Raw genomic sequence first — 14,302 nt, forward strand, 5'->3', positions numbered from 1 at the left:
AGATCTGGCTCTTCTGAGTGTGCTTTCTTCCAGATCACAGGCCTACAAACTTTGACATGGGTCAAAACGCGCATCGTACAGACACCTTTTATTTGTCAGCCGGCGCGTGCCATCCGCTTTAACCAGCTGACAAAAACCCTGACCGTGGGCCTGAGCGCCGTTTTTGAGGTTAAAACATGGTACCCGCCCAAGCCCGGCTCGGCGTAAAGCTCGACGATGCGCCCGGCCTCGATATCGTGCTCGACAAAATGCCGCACGGTGACGGTCACGCCCTGTCCTGTGCGCAGGCCATCCAGCACCAGATTGCCAGGCAATTTGGTGCGACCCGCGCCCCGATCCGGGACCGCGCCATGTTGCTCGAGCCAGGTGGTGGCCTCGGTGGTTCCGATTTCCTCCAGCCAAGGCAGTTTGGCCAGCTCAGACGGGGACCAATCCGATTTTCCTCCAAGCAACGCGGGGGCCGCCACGATCACCATGGGCGTCTCTAGCAACATATCCGATTGAACACCTGCCCAACCGCCCAATCCATACCGAATGGCCACGTCCACGCCCCCCGGCCGCAGTTCTACGAGTTCCGGCGTGGGATCAAGAACCAGATCCACCTCGGGGTGCGTCGCGCGAAAAGTCGGGAGGCGCGGCATCAGCCAGGATGCCGCAAATGATGAAGTCAGCGAGATATGCACCGGTCGATCCCCTCCGGCGCGCGTCAGATCCCGCACAGCGGTCTCAATCGCGTTGAACCCAAGATGCAAGGCGCGAGCCAAATGTTCCCCGTCCGCGGTCAGCGTCAATGATTTTCCTGAGCGGTCGACCAGCGAAACACCCATATGACTTTCCAGCACCCGCAATTGCTGACTTATTGCAGCGTGGCTGACATTCAGAGCTGCGCCGGCTTCGACGACGTTGCGCCTTTCCGCAAAGGCTGCAAAGGCCCGAAGGGATGCCAAGGATGGCAGAGTCAGCCAGTCCATATGTAATTCCTGATTACATGACCTAATGCCAATTGAGTCGCATCCGCGACGTTAAAGGTCAATCCTGAACTCAGTGATAGCAGCGTAGAGGAGAAAGACCATGCTGACCGTCTTTGCCCGATCCTTCATGACCGCGACCCGCATTAACCCACCCCGTCTCCGCGACCTGCCCGACCCAAAGGCCAAGAAACGGCGCTGGCTGCCCATGGGTCACTGGTGGTTGGAAAAACGGCGCGAGATCGATCTGAATGATCTGTGAACAGCGGAGTAGAAGCGGGGTTCTGGACCAATCGACGTCAACGGCCTAACTTAGCAAAAAAGACACCGGCTGTTCTGGAAACGCGCGAACAGATGGAACAGCCGGTGCCTCAACCTTCGGGCGGCAGACCGCCCGGAGGTATTCTTTTGTCTTTACTGACCGCCACCCAACTGGTGGACGTAGGCGGACACGGCGCGGATTTGCGCCTCGGTCAGGCGGGTATCCCAGGGCGGCATCACGCCAAAGCGGCTATTGGTCACCGATTCAGTCAATGCTTCCTCGCTGCCGCCATAGAGCCAGATCGCGTCGGTCAGATTTGGCGCACCCTGAAAGATGTCACCCTGACCGTTGTCACCATGGCAAACAGAGCAATTGTCTTCAAAGACAACCTGACCCGCCTGCGCCGCCGCATCATCGGTTTGTGCATTGGTCAGCGACATTACGTATTGGACGACCTGAGTGATCTCTTCAGACTCCAGGATGTCGCCAAAGGCCGGCATCTCGGAATAGCGCGTCTCATCGCTCTCCTCGCTCCGGATTCCGTAGCTGACGGTTGTCACGATGTCATCCAGCGTACCGCCCCACAGCCACGCGTCATCCAGCAGGTTCGGGAAACCCGACGCGCCCTGCGCACCCGAGCCATGGCACTGTGCGCACCAAGTCCGGAATACCGCGCCGCCTGCGTTAACTGCGTATTGCTGCAGTTCGGCATCTTTGGAGATGTCATCCAGCGGAGTTTCGACCAGTTTCGCGTTCCATGGCGCGTTGGATTCCTCGAACGCGACCATTTCCTCCTGAACCAGTGCCCGTGAAGACCAGCCCAGAACACCGGCGGTCGCCGACTGCACCAAGGGCCATGCCGGGTACATGATCGTGTAGATCACAGCCCAGATGATGGTGGCGTAGAAGGTCCACAGCCACCAGCGGGGCATTGGGTTATCGAACTCCTCGATACCGTCCCAGGTGTGGCCGGTGGTGTTTGGATCACCCGGCTGTTTTTCAGGTGTCTTGCTCATTTCCTCGCCTCCTCGGATTCGGCGGGTTTGTCTTGATGCCGGAACGGGATGTTGGCGGTGTCCTTGTATTCCTTGCTGGCACCGGGGCGGAAAACCCAGATCACGATACCAATGAAGAACAGAAACAAGAGCAGCAGCATCCAGCTATCCGCGAACTGCCTGAGGAATGTATATTCTTCCATCACACCCTCCTTTACCGGTTTGCAACCGGGGTGAAGGTCGAGAAGTCGACCAGTGTACCCAGCATTTGCAGATAGGCGATCAGCGCATCCGCTTCGGTCAGTTCGGGTTGACCATCAAAGTTGCGCACGTTGACCTTCTCGCCGTAGCGTTCCAGCAGACCGTCAAAGTCGCTGTCCGGGTCGGCCTGAGCGCGGAAGTCCGCTTGTGCGTTCTCCAGCATCTCATCGGTATAGGGCGTACCGACCAAGGCATTTGCGGCCATGATGTCACCGATATACTCACCATCCAGGATACGGTTTTCGAGGAAGCCATATTTCGGCATCACCGACTCCGGCACCACGGATTGCGCGTCCCGCAGGTGGTCCACATGCCACTGATCCGAGTAGCGACCGCCGACACGTGCCAGATCCGGTCCGGTGCGTTTGGACCCCCATTGGAACGGATGGTCATACATCGACTCGGCTGCCAGCGAATAGTGGCCATAGCGTTCGACCTCATCCCGCATCGGGCGGATCATCTGACTGTGACAGACATAGCAGCCTTCGCGCAGATAAATCTCACGACCCGCCATCTCGAGAGGGGTGTAAGGGCGCATGCCCTCCACCTTCTCGATTGTGTTCTCAAGATAGAACAGCGGGGTGATCTGAACGATGCCACCGATGGTTACGACCAGGAAGCTGAAGATCAGCAGGAGGGTCGCATTGGTCTCGAGGATTTTATGTTTGTCGAGAATTGCCATTGCTCCGGCCCTCCTTATTCAGCCGGGACCGCGACGGTCAGGCTGGCCTCTTTGGCCGGCGCTTTCCGCACAGTCATCCACAGGTTGTAGCACATGATCACTGCACCAGCGACGTAGAGAACACCGCCCAGCGCACGCACCACATACATCGGGAACTTGGCCGCCACGGTGTCGGCGAACGAGTTCACCAGGAAGCCGTTGGCATCCACTTCACGCCACATCAGGCCCTCCATGATACCGGTGACCCACATCGACGCGGCGTAGAGCACGATGCCGATTGTGGCGAGCCAGAAGTGCCAGCTGACCATCGGCAGCGAGTACAGGCGCTCGCGCTTCCACAGGACAGGCACCAGGAAGTACAGCGCGCCAAAGGTGATCATACCGTTCCAGCCCAGCGCACCTGAGTGTACGTGGCCAATGGTCCAGTCGGTGTAGTGGCTGAGGCTGTTCACAGCGCGGATCGACATCATCGGACCCTCAAAAGTGGACATGCCGTAGAAGCCGACCGAGATCACCATCATCCGGATGATCGGGTCGGTACGCAGCTTGTCCCATGCGCCCGACAGCGTCATCAGACCGTTGATCATACCACCCCAGGACGGCATCCACAGGACGACCGAGAACACCATGCCCAGCGTCGAGGCCCAATCAGGCAGCGCGGTATAGTGTAGGTGGTGCGGACCGGCCCAGATATACAGGAAGATCAGCGCCCAGAAGTGGATGATCGACAGTTTATAGCTGAACACCGGACGTTCGGCCTGTTTCGGGATGAAGTAGTACATCATGCCCAGGAAGCCCGCAGTCAGGAAGAAGCCGACAGCGTTGTGGCCGTACCACCACTGGATCATGGCGTCTTGCACGCCCGACCAGACGATAACCGATTTCGAACCCCAGATGCTGACCGGGATGGTCATGTTGTTGACCAGGTGCAGCATGGCAACGGTGACGATGAACGCCAAATAGAACCAGTTTGCCACATAAATGTGGGGTTCTTTCCGCTTGACGATCGTGCCGAGATACACGGCCAGATAGGCCACCCAGACGATAGTCAGCCACAGGTCAACATACCATTCCGGTTCGGCATATTCCTTGGACTGCGTTCCGCCCAGAACATAGCCGGTCGCCGCAAGTACGATGAACAGCTGATAGCCCCAGAAAACGAACCAGGCCAGGTTGCCACCCCATAACCGCGCGGCACTGGTGCGCTGCACGACATAGAACGAGGTCGCGATCAGGGCGTTACCCCCAAAGGCGAAAATCACCGCTGAGGTGTGCAGCGGACGCAACCGCCCGAAATTCATGTACCCTTGCGCCCATTCGAAGTTCAGCGCCGGGAAGGCCAGCTGAAACGCAATAAAGGTTCCTGCCAGAAACCCTATCACCCCCCAGAAGGCTGTCGCGATCACGCCATAACGGATCACGTCATCCATGTACTCCGCTGAGCGGTCGACACTGGTATCTGGCTCGTCGGTGTTTCGAAGCGTCCAGATGAACAACCCACCGGCGATTAACATCACCAGTAGAGCGTGCACCTGATACGCCAAATCCCGCGCATAGTTGGTTCCAATCGCGGCGAACACCACGACCAGACCAAGCGCGATCAGCTTGATGTAATTCGACATATTGCGTCCCTTTGCCATGCCCCGCACGATTCCACTGTCGCGCAGAACTTTTTTGACTGTCTGTTGTAATGTAGAAATGCGGCTCGGGCTGCTTTGATCTGAGTCAAGACAACAGCCCGATTTCTGTGACACGCATAAATGACTGAATGGGTTACCTGGTCACACGAAACCAAATGCCCGAATTATGAGGTCGAAATGGCGTACAAATCTCTTCTCACGGTCATGACCGAAACCAAGGCGGCTCGGGCGGCACTGGCTCAGATGGCAGCGCTGGCCGACGCGCAGGATGCCCATGCCGAAGCGCTCTGCCTCGGTGTCGATCGCAGTCAAACGGGATATTATTATGCTGGCGCAAACGCCCTGATCCTTCAGGAGACCCTAAGCCGGGCCAAGGCCGAGGCGGATGAGGTGCTGACTTTCGCTAAGGACTACCTGGGTAAAACCGGTGTTCGGTGGTCCGCAGAAAACGGCGTTGCACAAATTGCTGATATAGGGCGCCACGTGGCACACCGGGCACGTTTCTCTGATCTTGTTGTGCTACCGCACCCTTATGGCGAGGAACGCGGGGCTGAGGCCGAGCCCATTGTTGAGGCCGCCATGTTCGAGGGTCACGCGCCCGTTTTGGTGGTTCCGGATGATGCAAAGCCCATTTCTGTGCCGCAGACCGTCATGATCGGCTGGAACGAAAGCGTTGAGGCGATGAGAGCGGTTCGACGTGCCCTGCCGTTCCTCAAACAGGCAGAGTTGGTGCGCATCGTGGTGATTGACCCGCCGCGTCACGGGCCGGATCGTTCCGACCCGGGCGGTATGCTGTCGCAAACGCTGGCACGGCACGGGGTGAAATGCGAAATTGACGTGCTGAGCAAGACGATGACCCGTGTGTCCGACATCCTGAACCGCCACGCATCCGACACTGAATCGGATATGATCGTCATGGGCGCTTATGGCCATTCCCGGTTCAGAGAGGCCATCCTGGGAGGCGCGACACGGAACATGCTCGAAAAATCAGCCGTACCCGTTTTCCTGGCGCACTAGCGCTCCGAAACGCCAAGCATAAAGCCGCCCTATTGGGCGGCTTTCGTGATTAGCCGCGCCTGACCAAGCCGATCAGAAACAGCAGGATCACGGCACCAACGGTCGCGAAAAAGATCGATGACAACAGCCCGCCACCGACCGCGAACCCCAATGCCGGGAAAATCAACCCGGCCAGAAAGGCGCCCACGATACCGACAATGATGTTGCCGATCAGGCCAAAGCCGCGGCCTTCCATGATCTTGCCGGACAGCCAACCGGCGATTGCTCCGATCACCAACATCGCCAAAATACTACTGAATTCCATGCCCTGCTCCCGCAACCCTGTTCATGCGGGATCAGTAAATCACGGCCTGGGCGTCAGGTCACGCTGCAACACGGTCAGACCAGGAAACCACCATCCGAGTCATCACCAGCTTCTTCCATCAGGCGCCCCATATCCGGGATCGTCACATGACGCTTACCCTGCAGAGAGATCACACCATCCTTTTTCAACGCAGATATCTGACGGCTGACGGTTTCAAGTGTCAGGCCCAGGTAGTCCGCCATCGCCTCACGCGTCAGCGGCAGATCGAATACAATAGGACCGACAAGGCCCTTCTGACTGACCGAGGCATCCCTGCGCGCGATGATCGACAGAAGGCTTGCGATTTTTTCCCGCGCAGTCTTGCGTCCCAGAACCAGCATCCATTCGCGGGCCGCATCCAACTCGTCCAGAGTCATTTCCAAAAGGCGGTGCGCAATGTGCGGCGTGTTGTTCATCAGGTCTTCGAACGGTTTCTTGCGGAAACAGCACATCACCACATCCGTGGTGGCCTGCACATCGTAGGGTGCCGATTCCCGTCCCGGACGGCCAACGAAATCGCTGGGCAACAACAGGCCAACCATCTGGGTCCGGCCATCCTCCATCGTCTGTGTAAGGGATGCGATACCGGACACGACCGAGCCGACGAAATTCATCTGATCGCCCGACCAGATGATTGTCTGCCCCGCCTCGAAGCTCCTGTAATACTTAACACTTTCGAGCTCTTGGAGTTCGTCTTGTTCGCAGCGCGCGCACACGGCCCGATGTCGAATCGGGCAGTCCTCGCAATTGGCGTGGTCAAACTGAACTTTTACTGTCATCCGCGTTTCCACTTGATCTCTATCAAAGTCGCACTGTCATTTCCGAAATAAGGGTATCGCTATGATAGTGAAACCACAATTGGCCAAGCTCGGACTATTTGACGCGAAAGTGCCGCGCTACACGAGCTACCCGACCGCGCCCCACTTCAGTAATGACGTGGGCGCCGACCTGTTTGGGGACTGGATTTCCGGCATCAAACCCGGCAGCGCAATATCTCTCTACATCCATGTCCCCTTCTGCCGCAGGCTATGTTGGTTCTGCGCCTGCCGAACCCAGGGCACACAAACGGACAACCCGGTCATAGCTTATGTCGATGTACTGAAGGCTGAACTGGACCTGCTGGCCGCGCGGTTGCCGGACGGCGTCAAACTGTCGCGCCTGCATTGGGGTGGCGGCACGCCAACGCTTTTGAACCCGGACCTGATGCGCGATCTGGCGCGACACGTTCTTGGAATCGTCCCGATGGGGCCGGACGCGGAGTTCTCGGTCGAGATCGACCCCAACGAAATCGACGAAGCCCGTCTGGACGTTCTGGCCGAAGCTGGAATGAACCGTGCCTCAATCGGGGTTCAGGATTTCGACGATGAGATCCAAAAGACCATCGGCCGCATTCAAAGCTACGATACGACCCGTGACGCGATCGACATGATCCGGGCACGCGGCATCACCAGCCTGAACGCGGACATTCTTTTTGGCCTGCCCCATCAGACCAAGACAAGGATGACGGAAAGCGTACAGAAACTGCTGTCGCTTAACCCCGATCGCGTGGCGCTGTATGGCTATGCACATGTACCGTGGATGGCGAAGCGGCAACAGTTGATCCCATCGGATGCCCTTCCGACACCCGAGCAACGGCTGGACCTTTTTGATACCGCGCGTCGCCTGTTCATGTGGGACAACTATGCCGAAATCGGTATCGACCATTTTGCCACTCAGGATGACGGGCTGACACACGCCCTGCGCGCAGGTCGACTGAAACGGAACTTCCAGGGGTATACGGACGATCAGGCCGAAGCCCTGATCGGTGTCGGCGCAAGCTCGATCTCGCGTTTCCCACAGGGCTATGCGCAGAACGCCCCGGCTACGTCCGCACACACCAAGGCAATCCGCGACGGGCAGTTTTCGACCGCGCGCGGTCATGTGTTCAAAGGACAGGACGTCTTGCGCGCCCGGCTCATCGAAGCGTTGATGTGCGATTTCCAGATCAGCTCCGCCGAAATCCTGCGTGATCACGACATTACGGTCGAAGAATTGCAGGAGATGTATCAGACCGCCAACGCAACCTTTGACGGATTGTTGCGGATCACCGAAGATGGGCTGTACGTCCCGCATGAGGCGCGCGCTCTGACCCGTATGATTGCCCGCAGCTTTGATGCCTACGACCTGAGCAAGGCCGGTCACAGCTCGGCGATTTGACCAAGGCGGGTCGAACGGTTATCCGCCCGACCCATTCCAAAACTGAACGGGGGCTTGACGTACGCCGTGGGTTGTCCCCACACTTGCAGGGCGGGCGGCAGGCCGTTCCGCACGCGAGGCAGGGCAATTGACAGGCCGTCCGTGCCAGCGCATCTGCGCAGGGCAACCTTTTTCGTGCAGCCGTTCTGCAACCTGAAAGAGGGACAGCATCTATGCGCGTTTTCACCGTCCTCGGCCCCAGTCAATCGGGCAAATCTACCCTGGTCGAGGCCATCAGCCGCCTCGACGGACGCCCCACAACATTCGACATATCCGGAACCGTGCACTTGCACGGTTTTTCTTACTTGGGTGAGCCCTGGTGCGCTGTCGACGTCGATGGCGGCGGCGATGCGCTGGCCTATGTCGGCCCGGCCATGGCGATCTCGGATGCCGCTGTCGTAGTGGTTCCGCCGGACCCCGACGCTGCTGTTTTGTGCGCGCCTTACCTGCGGTTGGTCGAAGAAGCCGGTATTCCCTGTTTCCTGTTTATCAACCGGATGGACAATCCGAATGGTCGCATTCGCGACATCATCGCAGCGCTGCAGACCTATTGCACGCATCATATCGCACTGCGTCAGGTTCCGATCCGCGAAGGCGGCGCGATCATAGGCGCCGTCGATCTGATCTCGGAACGCGCGTGGAAGTATCAGGAGGGGCAGCCCTCTGCCCTGATCGAACTCCCCCAATCCGTCGAGGACCGTGAACAGGAAGCCCGCACGGAGCTTTTGGAAACCCTGTCGGATTTTGACGACCATCTGCTGGAGCAACTAATTGAAGACAAGCAGCCCCCGAGCGACGAAGTCTATGACCTTGCAGCACAGGTCTTGCAAAACCACCAACTGATCCCGGCCTGCCTTGGTGCGGCAAGTCACGGAAACGGCCTTACCCGTCTGATGAAGGCCCTGCGGCACGAGGCCCCTGAATTCGATATCGCCGCAGGTCGGGACGAGGCCGCAGACAATGCCCGCGCCATCGCGGGTTTTGCGGATGTCAAAAAACATATCGGAAAAATAGTCGTATTGCGGGGCCTGGGTGACGGCGTCAAGGCGCACGAAGCCCTTGGAGGGGAAACGGTCGGCAATCTGACGACGCTGGATGCAAAAACCCAAATCAGCGCGTTAGAGGCGGGACAGATCGGGCTCGCGGTGAAATCCGATCATCTCAATCCCGGGTATCTCTATGACAGCAACTCGGCCACTCCGCTTCCAGAATGGGCAGCCTCGCACCCGGTGGCCCATCGGCAGGTGGTTTCACCGTCGCATGAGCGCGACGACGTGCGCCTTTCGAACGCCTTGTCCCGCATGGCTGAAATCGACCCGGGGCTGCATTTGGCACAGGATGAACTCAGCGGCCACTCGGTGCTTGGATCACAGGGTCCGCAACATATGCGGCGGGTAAAGGCGAAACTGGCCGAGGATTTTGGGATCGAAATCGAGGCGGAACCGGTTGAAACCGCGTATCGCGAGACCATCAAGTCAACCATCGAACACCGGCACAGGCACCGCAAGCAATCTGGCGGCGCCGGGCAATTTGCGGATGTGGTGATTTCGATAGGGCCAATGCCGCGCGGTGCAGGGTTTCAGTTCGAGGAAGTCGTCAAAGGCGGTGCGGTCCCCAGAAACTACATTCCATCGGTCGAACACGGCGCCAAGGACGCGCTGATACAGGGACCTGAAGGATTTCCGGTCGTCGATGTCAAAGTCACGCTGAGCGATGGCAAACACCACAATGTCGACAGCTCGGATTATGCATTCCGCACGGCAGGCAAAAACGCCGTGCGCGAGGCGCTGCCGCAAGCCAAACCGGTTGTCCTGCAACCCATCCTGAACGCGGAAATCCACCTGCCTTCTGCCTTTGTGGGCGACCTTGTGCCAACGATCAGCTCACTTCAAGGTCAGGTTCTTGGATTTGAAGGGAATCCAAACGCATCAGGATGGGAGATCTTCAACGCCCTGCTGCCGGCGGTCGCCGAGGACGAACTGCACCGCACTTTGGCAAGTGCAACGCGCGGAACCGGTTGGGTAAAGCTGAACTTTGATCACTACGAAGAGTTGCGCGGGCCGGTGCCAAAATCAGCGGCGCGGGAAACGGCCAGCGCCTAGGGCGTTTTCGCAGGCGGGCTGTGTTCAGCCCGCCGCAGCAATCAGTTCACGGGTGTAGTCCGTCTGCGCGTTTTCGAACAGGTCCTCGGCAGCGCCCATCTCGATTACGTCGCCGTTTCGCATGACGATCACTTTGTGAGACATGGCCCGCACGACCTTCAGATCGTGACTGATAAACAGGTAGGCCAGCCCATATTTTCGCTGCAGATCCCGCAACAGGTCCACGATCTGGACCTGCACGGTCATATCCAGTGCGCTTGTCGGTTCGTCCAACACCAATAGCTTTGGACGCAAAACCATGGCGCGCGCAATTGCGATGCGCTGACGCTGGCCACCCGAGAACTCGTGCGGGTACCGGTCCATTGACGCGGGATCAAGGCCGACTTCGGTCATGACCTCGGCCACCAAATCTCGCGGAGCGCGATGTGGATCGACCTTGTGGATCGCCAGGCCTTCGGCAATGATCTGTTGGCATGTCATACGGGGGCTAAGGCTGCCGAATGGATCCTGGAAGACGATCTGCATATCCTTGCGCAGCCGCCGCAATTCGCGCGTCGACCAGCTTCGGACGTCCTGATCGCGGTATGTAATTTCGCCTTCGGATGCGATCAGCCGCATGATCGCCAAGGCCAGCGTCGTCTTCCCGGAACCGCTTTCACCGACAATGCCCAAGGTCTCCCCCGCACGCACGCTCAGGGTCGCATCGTTGACCGCCTTCACATAGCCTACGGTGCGTTTCAAAAGCCCACGCTGAATCGGAAACCAGACTTTCAGATGCTCGGTTTTGGCAACTTCCTCAGCATCGTTCGCCACCGGATCGGGGGCACCAGATGGCTCTGCCGCGAGCAGTTTGCGTGTGTATGGATGTTGCGGATTGTCGAAAATTTCGAGCGTCGGTCCTGTCTCGACGATCACACCGTCTTTCATCACGCAGACCCGATCGGCGATCCGCCTCACAATGCCCAAGTCGTGGGTGATGAACAGCATCCCCATGTTCTCGGACTTTTGCAATTCTGCCAGCAGTTCGAGGATCTGGGCCTGAATGGTCACGTCCAAAGCGGTTGTCGGTTCGTCCGCAATCAGGATATCCGGCTTGTTGGCCAAGGCCATGGCGATCATCACGCGCTGCCGCTGACCGCCAGACAGCTGATGCGGATAGCTGTCCAACCGCTCCTGCGGATCGCGGATGCCGACTTTGGTGAGTAGCTCGATGATCCTGTGCCGTGCGGTATCGCCTGTCACACTCTGGTGCAGCGCCAGGGATTCCGCCATCTGCTTCTGAATCGTGTGCAGAGGGTTCAGCGAGGTCATCGGCTCCTGAAAGATAAAGCTGATGTCGTTGCCGCGAACATCCATCAGATGCCGTTCAGAGGCGCCGATCATCTCTTTCCCGTCGTACTTTGCCGACCCTTCGACAATCGCACTTTCACCCAGCAAGGATACGGTCGACAGGGCCGTGACCGATTTGCCCGACCCGGATTCTCCGACCAACGCAACCGTTTCACCGCGATCAACGCTAAAGGACAAACCTTTGACAGCCGCAGAGACCTGCCCGTCCTGCCGGAAGGAAACCTTGAGGTTCTTTACATCCAACAGGCTCATGAAAAGGTCTTTCTCGGGTCAAATGCATCACGGACGCCTTCGAAAATGAAGACCAGCAGTGAGAGCATGATGGCGAAGGTAAAGAAGGCCGTGAACGCCAACCAAGGCGCTTGCAGATTCTGTTTGGCCTGAAGCGTCAATTCTCCCAGTGACGGGGCCGAGGACGGCAGGCCGAACCCCAGAAAATCCAGCGAGGCGAGCCCGCCGATCGTACCGGTCACGATGAATGGCATGAAGGTCAGTGTCGCGACCATCGCATTGGGCAGCATGTGGCGGAACATGATGGTCATGTTTCCCACGCCCAACGCCCGCGCGGCGCGCACGTATTCCAGGTTTCGGGCCCTCAGAAACTCCGCTCGAACAACACCGACCAGACCGGTCCAACTGAACAGGATCATCAGGGCCACCAGTAGCCAGAAACTTCGCCCAAGAATAGCGAACATGATGATAATGACGTACAGGGATGGCGTCGCCGACCAGATCTCGATGATCCGTTGAAAGATCAGGTCCAACCATCCGCCAAAGAACCCCTGAATGGCACCTGCAAAAATCCCGACCAGGCTGGCCGCGCCGGTGACGATCAAGGTGAACAAGATGGACAGGCGGAACCCATAGATGACCCGCGCCAGAACATCTCGTTTAGTGTCGTCCGTGCCCAGCAGGTTCTGGCCGTTCGGTGGCAGAGGTGCGGCACCGGGGCGGTCGACGCTGGTGTTGTATGAATACGGGATCAGAGGCCAGATGGCCCATCCGCGCTCATAGCCGTCGGCCTGAAAAGTTCCCGCGTCGATCTGCTCGATGATGCCTTCGGGATCATCGAAACATTGTTCAAGCCCACCGCTGTCAATCAGGCACTGCACCTCGGGATCGCGGTAGATCGCTTCGGTCTGAAAGTCGCCGCCAAATTCGGTTTCGGCATAGAAGTTGAAGAGCGGCGTGTAGAAATCGCCGCGATATTTCACCAGGATCGGTTTGTCATTGGCGATGAACTCGGCAAACAACGACAGCCCGAAGAGCACTGAAAAAATGATCAGCGCCCAAAACGCCCGGCCATTGCGTCGGAAGTTGCGCCAGCGGCGCTGATTGAGGGGAGACAGCGCCATCTACCCCTCCCGCTTTTCAAAGTCGATGCGGGGGTCGACCAGAACGTACATCAGGTCGCTGATAATGCCGACAACCAGACCCATCAGACCAAAGATGAACAGCGTACCAAAGATGACCGGGTAGTCTCGCGCCACGGCTGCTTCGAAACCGAGACGCCCCAAACCGTCCAACGAAAAGATAGTTTCGATGATGATAGAGCCGCCAAAGAACACACCGATGAACACGGCCGGGAAACCCGCGATCACGATCAGCATCGCGTTGCGGAAGATGTGACCATACAAAACCTTCCGCTCACTCAGCCCTTTTGCACGCGCTGTCATGACGTATTGCTTTTTGATCTCATCCAGAAAGGAGTTCTTTGTGAGAAGGGTCAGCGTCGCAAAGGCCGAGATTGTCAGCGCTATGATCGGCAGGGCAATATGCCAGAAATAGTCGGCGATTTTGCCAAACAGGCTGAGGCTTTCCCAATTGTCTGAGGTCAGACCGCGCAGGGGAAAAATCTGCCAATACGACCCACCTGCGAACAGCACCAGCAAAAGGATCGCGAAGAGGAAACCGGGAATAGCATAGGCCACGATAATGGCTCCGCTGGTCCACGTGTCGAACTGAGAGCCGTCCTTGACGGCTTTGCGGATACCCAGCGGGATCGAGACGAGATAGGCAATCAGCGTCGACCACAGACCCAACGAAATCGAAACCGGCATCTTTTCCAACACCAAATCGATCACACTGATCGAGCGGAAATAGCTCTCGCCAAAATCCAACGTCAGGTAGTTGCCCATCATCGTGAAAAACCGCTCGAGCGGCGGCTTGTCGAAGCCGAACTCTTTCTCAAGTTCTTCTATGAACTCTTTGGGCAGGCCGCGCGCGCCGATGTAGTCGCTGTCTGATCCAAAGGTTTCTTCGGTCTGCGCCCCTTCGCCGCCTGCAAACCCTGCAAAAACATCCCCTTCGCCCTGCATCTGGGCCAGGATCTGTTCGATTGGGCCGCCTGGAACAAACTGAACCAGAGTGAAGTTCACGACCATGATGCCGATCAGCGTCGGGATCACCAGCAAGAGCCGGCGGAGAATGTATGCGCCCAAAACCGG

At 58.0% G+C, this 14,302-nt stretch carries 14 protein-coding genes; 4 read left to right on the forward strand and 10 right to left on the reverse strand.

All coding sequences use genetic code 11. The annotated features are described in order from the left end of the window. Nucleotides 1-95 precede the first annotated feature (95 nt). A complete protein-coding gene (locus ACR3E0_RS18725; RefSeq protein ID WP_480480398.1) occupies nt 96-971 on the reverse strand; it encodes a LysR family transcriptional regulator in 876 nt (291 codons plus the stop codon). 100 nt (nt 972-1,071) lie between these two features. Here ACR3E0_RS18725 and ACR3E0_RS18730 point away from each other — a divergent pair, with 100 nt between their 5' ends. After that, the gene (locus tag ACR3E0_RS18730; protein WP_480480400.1) at nt 1,072-1,230 is read left to right on the forward strand and encodes a hypothetical protein; all 159 of its coding nucleotides are present in this window, start codon (nt 1,072-1,074) and stop codon (nt 1,228-1,230) included. A gap of 152 nt (nt 1,231-1,382) precedes the next feature. Here the strand turns inward: ACR3E0_RS18730 and ccoP are convergent, their stop codons facing one another. Genes ccoP through ccoN form a run of 4 tightly spaced genes read right to left on the reverse strand, consistent with a single transcriptional unit; the run spans nt 1,383 to nt 4,790 of the window. Continuing rightward, on the reverse strand, nt 1,383-2,246 hold the full coding sequence (gene ccoP / locus ACR3E0_RS18735) for a cytochrome-c oxidase, cbb3-type subunit III (protein WP_480480402.1): 864 nt from the start codon (nt 2,244-2,246) through the stop codon (nt 1,383-1,385). Continuing rightward, entirely contained in the window at nt 2,243-2,428 is a 186-nt protein-coding gene (locus tag ACR3E0_RS18740; RefSeq protein WP_170431168.1) for a cbb3-type cytochrome c oxidase subunit 3, read from the reverse strand. The genes ccoP and ACR3E0_RS18740 overlap by 4 nt, the downstream gene beginning before the upstream one ends. A gap of 11 nt (nt 2,429-2,439) precedes the next feature. Then, a complete protein-coding gene (ccoO, locus tag ACR3E0_RS18745) occupies nt 2,440-3,168 on the reverse strand; it encodes a cytochrome-c oxidase, cbb3-type subunit II (protein WP_480480404.1) in 729 nt (242 codons plus the stop codon). A 14-nt stretch (nt 3,169-3,182) separates the two neighbouring features. Then, nucleotides 3,183-4,790 (reverse strand): cytochrome-c oxidase, cbb3-type subunit I, encoded by a 1,608-nt coding sequence (ccoN, locus tag ACR3E0_RS18750; RefSeq protein WP_480480406.1) that lies wholly within the window; start codon nt 4,788-4,790, stop codon nt 3,183-3,185. Between the two features lie 195 nt (nt 4,791-4,985). On the opposite strand from ccoN, the gene ACR3E0_RS18755 reads away from it, so the two are divergent. Continuing rightward, on the forward strand, nt 4,986-5,825 hold the full coding sequence (locus tag ACR3E0_RS18755; protein WP_480481092.1) for a universal stress protein: 840 nt from the start codon (nt 4,986-4,988) through the stop codon (nt 5,823-5,825). Between the two features lie 49 nt (nt 5,826-5,874). On the opposite strand, the gene ACR3E0_RS18760 is transcribed toward ACR3E0_RS18755, so the two are convergent. After that, complete coding sequence (locus tag ACR3E0_RS18760) at nt 5,875-6,129, reverse strand: GlsB/YeaQ/YmgE family stress response membrane protein (protein ID WP_480480408.1); 255 nt, start codon at nt 6,127-6,129, stop codon at nt 5,875-5,877. Between the two features lie 74 nt (nt 6,130-6,203). Further along, complete coding sequence (fnrL, locus tag ACR3E0_RS18765) at nt 6,204-6,947, reverse strand: transcriptional regulator FnrL (protein ID WP_480480410.1); 744 nt, start codon at nt 6,945-6,947, stop codon at nt 6,204-6,206. 61 nt (nt 6,948-7,008) lie between these two features. On the opposite strand from fnrL, the gene hemN reads away from it, so the two are divergent. Together hemN and ACR3E0_RS18775 are read left to right on the forward strand one after the other, a co-directional pair. Then, complete coding sequence (gene hemN / locus ACR3E0_RS18770) at nt 7,009-8,364, forward strand: oxygen-independent coproporphyrinogen III oxidase (protein WP_480480412.1); 1,356 nt, start codon at nt 7,009-7,011, stop codon at nt 8,362-8,364. A 212-nt stretch (nt 8,365-8,576) separates the two neighbouring features. Then, nucleotides 8,577-10,505 (forward strand): elongation factor G, encoded by a 1,929-nt coding sequence (locus tag ACR3E0_RS18775; RefSeq protein ID WP_480480414.1) that lies wholly within the window; start codon nt 8,577-8,579, stop codon nt 10,503-10,505. Nucleotides 10,506-10,529: 24 nt separating this feature from the next. Here the strand turns inward: ACR3E0_RS18775 and ACR3E0_RS18780 are convergent, their stop codons facing one another. Genes ACR3E0_RS18780 through ACR3E0_RS18790 form a run of 3 tightly spaced genes read right to left on the reverse strand, consistent with a single transcriptional unit; the run spans nt 10,530 to nt 14,296 of the window. Next, nucleotides 10,530-12,107 (reverse strand): ABC transporter ATP-binding protein, encoded by a 1,578-nt coding sequence (locus tag ACR3E0_RS18780; RefSeq protein ID WP_480480416.1) that lies wholly within the window; start codon nt 12,105-12,107, stop codon nt 10,530-10,532. After that, nucleotides 12,104-13,210, reverse strand: coding sequence for an ABC transporter permease (locus ACR3E0_RS18785; RefSeq protein ID WP_480480418.1), 1,107 nt, complete (start codon nt 13,208-13,210; stop codon nt 12,104-12,106). Before ACR3E0_RS18785 ends, ACR3E0_RS18780 begins: the two co-directional genes overlap by 4 nt. Then, nucleotides 13,211-14,296, reverse strand: coding sequence for a microcin C ABC transporter permease YejB (locus ACR3E0_RS18790; RefSeq protein ID WP_480480420.1), 1,086 nt, complete (start codon nt 14,294-14,296; stop codon nt 13,211-13,213). Nucleotides 14,297-14,302: the final 6 nt, after the last annotated feature.

The organism is Ruegeria sp. AJ12 (genome assembly GCF_056536245.1).

What these genes read in the sequence shown, in the direction of transcription:
- ACR3E0_RS18725 (WP_480480398.1), bottom strand. Translation starts at nt 971, where the DNA reads ATGGACTGGCTGACTCTGCCATCCTTGGCATCCCTTCGGGCCTTTGCA.
- ACR3E0_RS18730 (WP_480480400.1), top strand. Translation starts at nt 1,072, where the DNA reads ATGCTGACCGTCTTTGCCCGATCCTTCATGACCGCGACCCGCATTAAC.
- ccoP (WP_480480402.1), bottom strand. Translation starts at nt 2,246, where the DNA reads ATGAGCAAGACACCTGAAAAACAGCCGGGTGATCCAAACACCACCGGC.
- ACR3E0_RS18740 (WP_170431168.1), bottom strand. Translation starts at nt 2,428, where the DNA reads ATGGAAGAATATACATTCCTCAGGCAGTTCGCGGATAGCTGGATGCTG.
- ccoO (WP_480480404.1), bottom strand. Translation starts at nt 3,168, where the DNA reads ATGGCAATTCTCGACAAACATAAAATCCTCGAGACCAATGCGACCCTC.
- ccoN (WP_480480406.1), bottom strand. Translation starts at nt 4,790, where the DNA reads ATGTCGAATTACATCAAGCTGATCGCGCTTGGTCTGGTCGTGGTGTTC.
- ACR3E0_RS18755 (WP_480481092.1), top strand. Translation starts at nt 4,986, where the DNA reads ATGGCGTACAAATCTCTTCTCACGGTCATGACCGAAACCAAGGCGGCT.
- ACR3E0_RS18760 (WP_480480408.1), bottom strand. Translation starts at nt 6,129, where the DNA reads ATGGAATTCAGTAGTATTTTGGCGATGTTGGTGATCGGAGCAATCGCC.
- fnrL (WP_480480410.1), bottom strand. Translation starts at nt 6,947, where the DNA reads ATGACAGTAAAAGTTCAGTTTGACCACGCCAATTGCGAGGACTGCCCG.
- hemN (WP_480480412.1), top strand. Translation starts at nt 7,009, where the DNA reads ATGATAGTGAAACCACAATTGGCCAAGCTCGGACTATTTGACGCGAAA.
- ACR3E0_RS18775 (WP_480480414.1), top strand. Translation starts at nt 8,577, where the DNA reads ATGCGCGTTTTCACCGTCCTCGGCCCCAGTCAATCGGGCAAATCTACC.
- ACR3E0_RS18780 (WP_480480416.1), bottom strand. Translation starts at nt 12,107, where the DNA reads ATGAGCCTGTTGGATGTAAAGAACCTCAAGGTTTCCTTCCGGCAGGAC.
- ACR3E0_RS18785 (WP_480480418.1), bottom strand. Translation starts at nt 13,210, where the DNA reads ATGGCGCTGTCTCCCCTCAATCAGCGCCGCTGGCGCAACTTCCGACGC.